Origin of the sequence: Pseudomonas sp. CM25 (assembly GCF_013179705.1) — a bacterium.
Taxonomy (GTDB): domain Bacteria; phylum Pseudomonadota; class Gammaproteobacteria; order Pseudomonadales; family Pseudomonadaceae; genus Aquipseudomonas.
In genome coordinates, this window is record NZ_JABMCW010000233.1 from 1 (window position 1) to 9,025 (window position 9,025).

10 protein-coding genes are annotated in these 9,025 nt (G+C 62.5%); all 10 read right to left on the minus strand.

Going from position 1 to position 9,025, the window contains the following annotated elements; genetic code table 11:
* Positions 1-64: 64 nt before the first annotated feature.
* Positions 65-274 carry a hypothetical protein gene (locus HP546_RS20970; protein WP_172229033.1) on the minus strand — a complete coding sequence of 70 codons (210 nt, stop codon included), beginning with the start codon at positions 272-274 and terminating at the stop codon, positions 65-67.
* A complete protein-coding gene (locus tag HP546_RS20975) occupies positions 271-741 on the minus strand; it encodes a hypothetical protein (protein WP_172229035.1) in 471 nt (156 codons plus the stop codon). Before HP546_RS20975 ends, HP546_RS20970 begins: the two co-directional genes overlap by 4 nt.
* Before the next feature lie 408 nt (positions 742-1,149).
* Positions 1,150-1,344: a hypothetical protein gene (locus tag HP546_RS20980; RefSeq protein ID WP_172229037.1), complete on the minus strand. Its 195-nt coding sequence runs from the start codon at positions 1,342-1,344 to the stop codon at positions 1,150-1,152.
* Positions 1,345-1,522: 178 nt separating this feature from the next.
* Entirely contained in the window at positions 1,523-1,927 is a 405-nt protein-coding gene (locus tag HP546_RS20985; RefSeq protein WP_172229039.1) for a TraR/DksA family transcriptional regulator, read from the minus strand.
* A 513-nt stretch (positions 1,928-2,440) separates the two neighbouring features.
* Positions 2,441-3,214 carry an enoyl-CoA hydratase gene (locus HP546_RS20990; protein WP_172229041.1) on the minus strand — a complete coding sequence of 258 codons (774 nt, stop codon included), beginning with the start codon at positions 3,212-3,214 and terminating at the stop codon, positions 2,441-2,443.
* Between the two features lie 13 nt (positions 3,215-3,227).
* Entirely contained in the window at positions 3,228-4,355 is a 1,128-nt protein-coding gene (locus HP546_RS20995; RefSeq protein ID WP_172229043.1) for an acyl-CoA dehydrogenase, read from the minus strand.
* 8 nt (positions 4,356-4,363) lie between these two features.
* Positions 4,364-5,557, minus strand: coding sequence for an acetyl-CoA C-acyltransferase (locus HP546_RS21000; protein ID WP_172229045.1), 1,194 nt, complete (start codon positions 5,555-5,557; stop codon positions 4,364-4,366).
* A gap of 11 nt (positions 5,558-5,568) precedes the next feature.
* Entirely contained in the window at positions 5,569-6,336 is a 768-nt protein-coding gene (locus tag HP546_RS21005; protein WP_172229047.1) for a 3-hydroxyacyl-CoA dehydrogenase, read from the minus strand.
* Between the two features lie 13 nt (positions 6,337-6,349).
* Positions 6,350-7,996 (minus strand): acyl-CoA synthetase, encoded by a 1,647-nt coding sequence (locus tag HP546_RS21010; RefSeq protein ID WP_172229049.1) that lies wholly within the window; start codon positions 7,994-7,996, stop codon positions 6,350-6,352.
* Positions 7,997-8,111: 115 nt separating this feature from the next.
* A partial coding sequence (locus tag HP546_RS21015) for an NEL domain-containing protein (RefSeq protein ID WP_218584575.1) occupies positions 8,112-9,025 on the minus strand: 914 nt, incomplete at its 5' end.

The following is a 9,025-nucleotide window of genomic DNA, read 5'->3' on the forward strand; positions in this document are numbered from 1 at the left end:
GAAAGAACCAGTACCCGAAGAGGTCAGCAGCGGCCGCGACCGCGGCCACTGAAGCGTTGCCGGCTCACCCCTGGCTGAGGCGCTGTAGCTCCCGCCGGACCATGGCGACATAAGCTGGCGGGCCGAGCCGGTACAATTCACCGGCCACCCAACTCAACCAGGCGCCTTGCAACTGCTCGCGCCTGGCCAGCAAACGCGCAGCCTCAGCCATTGCACCAGCCTGGTGCTGCTGATGAAACTCGGCCCGAGATGGCGCCCGGTCAGCGTGGGTCATTCGCTGGCCTTGAAGGTGGTCAGTTCGCCCTTGCGCCATTTCGCAACCTTGCCGGTCACTGCCTTGAGCAACTTGCCCAGGCCTTCCTGCACCTGCTGCTGCGCGGCGAACACCAGCATTACCCCGTGGCCTTCACGGAACACGATGCCGTCCCCTTCGGGCACCGAGACGAAGGCGTAATCGCCCACGCCATAAACATTCAGTTTGATTTCGCGAAAACGCATTTCCAGCTTGCCGCCTTCGCGGCTGGGCAATACGGCGGCGCGGAAGTGGTCGCCGACCTTCAGTTCCAGGCGCTGCTTGTCGTCGACCACCAATGCACTTTCGGTGTCGATTTCAGCCATGTACAAGCCTTCGGGGCTTTGTTCGGTGACATAGATAAAGCGGCCCTGAAACAGTTGGGCCAATTTACCGCGCAAGTCGCCCAAGGCGAACAACGCATGGGTATCAAGAGTGCTGACTGCCAATGAAGTAATCCTCAACCGGTTACAACCCGCCCTCAACTCTGTTCGGTGAGGCACGGCCATTTCTTGTCGATAGGCGAAAAGAGTAATAAAGCGATATGCGAAATGTCTGTGCTCGCTGGCGATGCAGCGCGCAGGAATCTTTACTCTGGCTTGCCAGATCTGGCCTCAAGACAGGCTTTCGGCATATTCCCGATGCGGGAAGCGTAATGCCTGATAGCAAACCGGCCAGCAAAAAGGCGGCAGATTATGCCGGAGCTCGCACGAGAACGGGCTCTGTAATCCATCAACACATTACTGGGAGAAGAATATGCACGAAAACACTGAAATCCGTCGAGAGGCAAAGCATATTTCTTACACTGTAGCGGCCACTGCAACACGCTGCATCATCACCTGCAAGCCCTGAGACGGTCAGGCGGCCAGGCCCTTCTTCAGCTGTTGCTGCCAGGCAGCCTGGCACTCCAGCGCCTCTGCACGCGTGGCGAAGGCGGTACCACGGCGCTCGCCATTGACCAGCACCACCCAGCAAACACGCTTGCCCAGTGCCTGCAGGATGCCCGGCACACCCGAACCAATCATCACCGCGACATCGACTCGGCTATTCATCATTCCCTCCGGAATTAATTAGCACCCTAACGATAGCGCCATGATACGCGTGGTTGCGTAGAGAAAACAGCAGATCCCGGTACAGCAGTATTACGCCCGCAGCAACAAAACCGACCGCCCGCAACCAACAGCAAAAGCCCCAGGGATTGCTCCGAGGGGCTTGGCACCGCGCGCGGGGTTACACCTGGCGCTGGTGGCGGTCGAGCTGCTCGTGGCGCTCTTGGGCTTCGATGCAGTACTTGGTGGTCGGGCTGATCAGCAAGCGCTTCAGGCCGATAGGCTCACCACTGTCATCGCACCAGCCAAAGCTCTCGTCAGAGATGCGGTCCAGGGCCATCTCCAACTGTGGCAGCAGGCGCTGGTCGCGGTCGATGGCATTTACCAGCCAGCTCCGCTCTTCCTCGACCGAAGCCACGTCGGCCGGGTCCGACGGGGTGTCCAGGCCCTCGATGGTGGTACGGCTGAGCTCGATGCGTTCATGGGTGTCGACTTTCATCGCCTGCAGCAAGCCAGTGAAGAAGGCCAGCTGTTCAGCGTTCATGTAGTCATCGGCCGACATGGCCAGCAACTGTTCCTTGGTCATCGATTTCTCTATGAAAAAATGTGCATTTAGGCGATTCAGGTGCCGCCGAGGCCGGAGCATCGGCAGCGGAATTTTTCAAGCGCCAATCGGCACTCTTTTACAGGGGGCGGCAGTCTAAGGCGCCACGTCGCCATGAGCAACAGCAATCACGGGCTAATTTGCCGGAAACGGCCAGGATTCCGACAAGGCGGTAACAAAGTAATGCCGGGGTTCCCCGCAGGCGGACTTGATGGTGTACCTACCACTTACCAGGCGCTACGTGACGCAATGCCGCTCATGCAGGCCCTCGCCGAGCATGGGGAAAGGTACCTGCCCGCTATTGAAAGGCTCGATACGCTTGAAGGCAGCAGCATAAACTTCAAGGCGAAGAGGGCGAGATGCTGTATCCGGCGGCGATGACTCGGCAATCGGTACACACAGGGCGTGGAACAAGACCTGAGCGCACTGCCTGACTACGCGCCCCGACTGCCCGTGCAAGGTGAATGGGCGCTGCCTTTGCAGCGCCCTCGCTGTTCAGCGGTCCTTGAACTGCGCCTCACGTTTGGCAACAAACGCAGCCATGCCCTCCTTCTGATCGTGCGTGGCAAACGCTGCATGGAACACGCGACGCTCAAAACGCACACCCTCGCTGAGGGACACCTCAAAGGCACGGTTGACGCTTTCTTTGACCATCATGCTGACCGGGATCGACTTGCTGGCGATGGTCGCCGCGACTTTCAGCGCCTCTTCAACCAGTTCGGCCTGCGGCACGATGCGCGCCACCAGGCCAGCACGCTCGGCTTCCTCGGCACCCATCAAGCGGCCGGTCAGGCAGAGTTCCATCGCCTTGGCCTTGCCCACTGCGCGGGTCAGGCGCTGGGTGCCGCCCATGCCAGGCAATACACCCAGGTTGATTTCCGGTTGGCCGAACTTGGCATTGTCGCCGGCCAGGATGAAGTCACACATCATAGCCAGCTCACAGCCGCCGCCCAAAGCGAAGCCCGCGACTGCAGCAATGATCGGCTTGCGGCGATTGGCCACCCGGTCGGCGTCGCTGAACAGGTCGTCGACGTAGATCTGCGGGTACTGCAGGTCGGCCATTTCCTTGATATCGGCGCCAGCGGCAAACGCCTTGGCAGAACCGGTCAGCACCACGCAGCCGATGTTCGGATCACGCTCAAGCTGGTCCAGGGCCTGGTTGATCTCGCCAACGATCTGCGCGTTCAACGCGTTCAGGGCCTGGGGGCGGTTCAAGGTGATCAGGCCGACCTTGCCGTGGATGTCCAACAGGATGGTTTCGAATGCCATGCAGTCTGCTCCTTCAAAGATTGCGCGCAATAACCATGCGCTGAATGTCGCTGGTGCCTTCGTATATTTGGCAAACCCGGACGTCGCGGTAGATCCGCTCCAGCGGGAAGTCGCTCAGATAGCCATAACCGCCGAGGGTCTGCAAGGCATCCGAACAGACCTTTTCGGCCATTTCCGAGGCAAACAGCTTGGCCATCGACGCTTCCACCAGCGCCGGCCGCCCGGCATCGCGCAGCGCGGCGGCGTGCAACACCATCTGCCGGGCCACGGCAATTTTCGTCGCCATGTCGGCCAGGCGGAAGGCCACTGCCTGGTGCTCGATCAAGGTCTTGCCAAAGCTCTGCCGCTCGTTGGCATAGTCACGGGCCACCTCGAACGCCGCACGGGCCATGCCCACCGCCTGCGAAGCGATACCGATCCGCCCGCCTTCGAGGTTGGCCAGGGCGATCTTGTAGCCTTCGCCTTCGCCGCCCAGGCGGTTGGCGACCGGGACGCGCACGTTATCGAAGACGATCTGGCAGGTGTCGGAGGCGTGTTGGCCAAGCTTGTCTTCGACACGTGCCACTTGATAGCCCGGCGAATCCGTCGGCACGATAAAGGCACTGATGCCGCGCTTGCCAGCATCGGGGTCGGTCACGGCGAACACGATCACCACCCCGGCGTTCTGCCCCGAAGTAATGAATTGCTTGCTGCCGTTGAGCACATAGTGGTCGCCATCCAGGCGCGCGCGGGCCTTCAGGCTGCTGGCATCGGAGCCGGCCTGCGGTTCGGTCAGGGCGAAGGCGCCGAGCATGGCGCCGCTGGCCAGCGGCGTGAGAAACCGCTCTTTCTGCTGCTCGGTGCCGAACCGCAGGATGGGCACGCAGCCCACCGAGTTGTGCACGCTCATGATGGTCGAGCAGGCGCCGTCACCGGCGGCGATTTCTTCCAGGGCCATGGCGTAGGCCACATACCCGGTGTCGCTACCGCCCCACTGCTCCGGCACCAGCATGCCGAACAGCCCCAACTCGGCCATCTCGGCGATGGCCTCCTTGGGGAAGCGGTGCTCCTTGTCCCACTGTTCAGCAAAGGGTTTGAGACGCTCCTGGGCAAAGCCGCGTACCGCATCGGCGATCTGTTGTTGCTCGTCAGTTACCAGCATGGTTCACCTCAGTACAGGCATTCGACAGCCATGGCCGTGGCCTCGCCACCGCCGATGCAGATGGCCGCCACGCCACGGCGCAGGTTGTTCTGGCGCAGGGCCGAGAGCAGGGTCACCAGGATGCGCGCACCCGAGGCACCAATCGGGTGGCCCAGCGCACAGGCACCGCCATGGATATTGACCTTGTCGTGCGGCAGGTCGAGGTGCTTCATGGCCGCCAGGGTGACAACGGCGAAGGCCTCGTTGATCTCGAACAGGTCGACCTCGGCGAGGTTCCAGCCGGTGCGTTTCAACAGCTTGTCGATGGCACCGATCGGTGCGGTCGGGAACAGCGCCGGGGTGTCGGCGAAGGCCGCGTGGCCGTGGATCACCGCCAGCGGCTTGAGGCCGCGCTTGTCGGCTTCAGAGCGGCGCATCAGCACCAGCGCCGCGGCACCGTCGGAAATCGAGCTGGAGTTGGCGGCCGTCACAGTGCCGCCTTCACGGAAGGCCGGTTTAAGCTGCAGGATTTTGTCCAGGCGTGCCTTTGGCGGTTGCTCGTCATCCTTGATGGTGCGTTTCTCTTTGCCTTCAGTAACCTCAACCGGCACGATCTCGGCGGCAAAACGGCCGCTGCTGATGGCCTGCTGGGCGCGGGTCAGCGAGGTAATCGCGAACTGGTCCTGGGCTTCGCGGCTGAAGGCGTCGGCCTGTGCGCAGTCCTCGGCAAAAGTGCCCATCAGGCGGCCTTTGTCATAGGCGTCTTCCAGGCCGTCCATGAACATGTGGTCGATGATTTTGCCGTGGCCCATGCGGTAGCCGCCACGGGCCTTGTCCAGCAGGTAGGGGGCGTTGGTCATGCTCTCCATACCGCCAGCCACCACCACGTCGGCCGTGCCGGCCAGCAGCAGGTCATGGGCCATGATCGCGGCCTGCATGCCCGAGCCACACATCTTGTTCAGGGTGGTGCAGGTGGTGTGCTTGTCCAGCCCGGCGCCCAGCGCGGCCTGGCGCGCCGGGGCCTGGCCCTGGCCGGCAGGGAGTACGCAGCCGAACAGCACCTGTTCGACGCTGGCGGCATCGATGCCGGCGCGTTCCACGGCGCCACGAATGGCCGCGCTGCCCAGCTGTGGTGCAGTCAGGCTCTTGAGGTCGCCCTGCAGGCCGCCCATGGGCGTGCGCACGGCGCTGACGATGACGACCGGGTCGTTGGCGAGGGTCATGAGGGTTCTCCTTACTTGGCAGCCATGCGCAGCGCACCGTCGAGGCGGATCACCTCACCGTTGAGCATGCTGTTCTCGATGATATGACGGGCGAGTGCGGCGTATTCCTGCGGGCGACCCAGGCGCGGCGGGAACGGCACCCCGGCGGCCAGCGAAGCGCGCACTTCATCGCTCATGCCGGCCATCATCGGGGTTTCGAAGATGCCCGGGGCGATAGTCATCACACGGATGCCAAAACGCGCCAGCTCACGCGCGGCCGGCAAGGTCAGGCTGGCGATGGCGCCCTTGGAGGCTGCGTAGGCGGCCTGGCCGATCTGGCCATCATAGGCAGCGATGGACGCGGTGTTGATGATCACGCCACGTTCCCCGCCCTCCTCGGGCTGCCCTTCGGCCATGGCCGAAGCGGCCAGGCGCAGCAGGTTGAAGCTGCCGATCAGGTTGACGTTGATGACCTTGGAAAAGCTGGCCAGGCCATGCGGCCCTTGCTTGCCCAACACCTTCTCGGCACCGACGATGCCGGCGCAGTTGACCAGCCCGTGAATGCTGCCAAAGGCGTTCACGGTCGCATCCACCGCCGCCTGGGCAGCCTGCTCGTCACTGATGTCGGCCACCGCGAAGCGGGCGTTGTCACCCAGCTCGCGAGCCTTGGCCTCGACGGCCTGGGCATTGAGGTCGACCAGCATGACCTTGGCGCCAGCTTCGACCAGCATCTGCGCGGTGGCAGCACCCAGCCCGGATGCAGCGCCGCTGACGATGAAATGCTTGTTAGCTATTTGCATGATCGGTTTCCTTTCAGGCGCTGGCAGGGGTGGCCTGCTGCGCTTGTTGTTTGGCGACTTCCTGATTGCGCAGGATGAAGCGTTGCAGCTTGCCGCTCGGGGTCTTGGGCAGCTCGCTGACGAATTCGATTTCTCTGGGGTAGGCGTGGGCGTACAAACGCTGGCGCACGTGCTGACGCAGGGTTTCTTCCAGCTCGGCGCTGCCTGCAAACCCGCTGGCCAGCACCACGAAGGCCTTGATCAGCTCGGTGCGGTCCGGGTCTGGCTTGCCGATCACCGCTGCTTCGACTACCGCCGGGTGCTCGATCAGCGCGCTCTCCACATCGAACGGGCCAACCCGGTAGCCCGAGGTGGTGATCACATCGTCGCTGCGCCCGACGAAGCTGATGCTGCCGTCGTGGTTAAGCTCGACGGTGTCACCGCTGAGGTAGTACTTGCCGACGAAGGCCTTGGTCGACAAACCGTGGTAGCCGCCGAACCAGCACAACGGCGACTGCTCGCGGTCAACGGCGAGAATGCCCGGCTGGCCGGCAGGCAGTTCTCTGCCCTGCTCGTCCAGCACGACGATGCGGTGGCCGGGAATGGCAAAGCCGGCAGAGCCCAGATGCACCGGGTGCTGCAAACCATGGTGGTTGCACAGCACCATGCCCAGTTCGGTCTGGCCATAGTGATCATGAATGGTCACACCCAGCTCATCGGCGAACCAGCGGATCACTTCCGGGTTGAGCGGCTCGCCCGCACTGCTGACCACCCGCAGGCGGCCCTTGACCGGCGCGGCAAAGTCTTTGCCGGCCGCGATCAGCAGGCGATACGCGGTGGGCGAGCCGGCCAGGTTGGTGATGCCAAGCTTGTCGATTACCCGGGCGCAGCTTTCGACGCTGAACGGGCCATCGTAGAAGGTGGTGGCGTGGCCCAGCGACAGCGGGCCGGTAACGGCATAGTAAAGGCCATAGGCCCAACCCGGGTCGGCCAGGTTCCAGTAGTTGTCTTCAGGCCGCAGATCGATGGCGTCACGCATGTAGCCCTGGAAGGCGACAATAGCGCGCAACGGTACTTCAAGCGGCTTGGCCGGGCCGGTGGTGCCGGAAGTGAACATCAGCAGGAACGGGTCGTTGCCCGAACGCATGACAGGCTCGCATTCGTCCGAGGCGCTGCGCAGGCACTGCTCGAAATCCAGCTCGCCGCTGCGCGCCTTGACCGTGATAACAGTCGGGCAGGCATGCACGTCGTCCAGTTTGCTGCGGTTATTGCTGTCGGTGACGACCACCCGGGCGTGCGACTGCTCCAGTCGGTGTTCGATGGCCTTGGGCCCGAACGCCGTGAACAGGGGCTGGTACACCGCCCCGAGGCGCCATGTGGCGAGGATGGTGACAAGCAGCTCGGGCGTACGCGGCATCAACCCGGCGACACGCTCGCCGGGGCCCACGCCCTGCGCCTTGAGCACATTGGCAAAGCGGGCCGCTTCGACCTTGAGTTGATCGAAGCTGTAACAGGCACTGTTGCCGTCCCGGTCTTCATATACCAGCGCCGGCTTGCCCCCACCGGCATGGCGGTCACAGCATTCGACACAGGCATTGAGGGCATCTAGGTGATCATGCAGCGCCGCATTGGCGGCCTGGGCATGATCGAACGCTCGAGCGGCCTCGGCGTAATCGCGCATCGTCGGACTCCTGGTTTCTTGTTTTTGGAGTGGTCCGACGATGTTCGCGCCGCACGGGCATTGCGGCAATGGCCAAAATTGTCAAACTGGATGACTGGTTTGGCCGCTGCCCTCCTCAGCCCAGGGCACGGTCCATGCTTATCAGGTAATTTCGGGTCAATTGACGTTGCAAGGCTACCCGGTCAACCTGCAATTGCACATCCAGTACACGTACCTCGTCCAGGTATTGCGCTTCGCTCAGTTCAGCTCGCCGGCCTGACAGCACCGAACGCTGCTCGGCTGCGAGCTGATCCAGATTGTTGAAGGGTTGGGCAAAATTATGTTCAAGAAAGCGCTGCCAGAATGCGCGCCTGCACAGGCTTGCTGTCAGCGGGTCAAGCTGTTCAGCCTGGCGCACAAAGTCCTCAGCCAACTGCAGCCGTAGTCCCGTCAGCGGTATCACGTTGGGATCGGGCGGCAGCCGGGCGGGCTGGAAAGGCAACTTGAGCCTGGCTCGCAAGCGCGTCCTGTAACGCAAGCCAAGTGACGCCAATACCTGAGGCTCGACCGTTTCAGCAAGCCTTAGCCGCTCCTCGCTCACGTATGTACTCAGACTATCGAGGCGTTGCAGGGCGCGGCCCAACGCCAGTAGCCCTGGGCCTTTGTGTAGCCGTAAATCGGCCACCGCATCGTGTTGCGCTTGAAGCTGCAGCGTGTTGCTGTACATGTCCAGCACGCCGGGCTTATCCAGGCCCGCAGATTCGGCAGCTCTTTGTACCTTTGCGGCAAACTCCGGGTCGCTGTCCATGGTTGCCATGAACTTCCAGGTCATGGAGACCAACTGGGATTTCGGCCAACTGAAATCGGACAGCTCCTGCAAGAGATCCAGCATATCGAAAAACCGAGCATTTTCTGTATCAGCGTTCAAGCGATCCCACAGCCTCCCACGCTCAGGGCTCGCGGAGTCGCTGTCTACCCACCAGCCTCGGCCAACCTCGGCGTGAGGTTCCTCCAGTAACGTGTCCAGTGCATTGAGCTTGCCGAAGTCTG

Excerpts from the sequence above, each read along its gene's own strand:
- HP546_RS20970 (WP_172229033.1), bottom strand. The coding sequence starts at position 274 with ATGACCCACGCTGACCGGGCGCCATCTCGGGCCGAGTTTCATCAGCAG.
- HP546_RS20980 (WP_172229037.1), bottom strand. The coding sequence starts at position 1,344 with ATGAATAGCCGAGTCGATGTCGCGGTGATGATTGGTTCGGGTGTGCCG.
- HP546_RS20985 (WP_172229039.1), bottom strand. The coding sequence starts at position 1,927 with ATGACCAAGGAACAGTTGCTGGCCATGTCGGCCGATGACTACATGAAC.
- HP546_RS20990 (WP_172229041.1), bottom strand. The coding sequence starts at position 3,214 with ATGGCATTCGAAACCATCCTGTTGGACATCCACGGCAAGGTCGGCCTG.
- HP546_RS20995 (WP_172229043.1), bottom strand. The coding sequence starts at position 4,355 with ATGCTGGTAACTGACGAGCAACAACAGATCGCCGATGCGGTACGCGGC.
- HP546_RS21000 (WP_172229045.1), bottom strand. The coding sequence starts at position 5,557 with ATGACCCTCGCCAACGACCCGGTCGTCATCGTCAGCGCCGTGCGCACG.
- HP546_RS21005 (WP_172229047.1), bottom strand. The coding sequence starts at position 6,336 with ATGCAAATAGCTAACAAGCATTTCATCGTCAGCGGCGCTGCATCCGGG.
- HP546_RS21010 (WP_172229049.1), bottom strand. The coding sequence starts at position 7,996 with ATGCGCGATTACGCCGAGGCCGCTCGAGCGTTCGATCATGCCCAGGCC.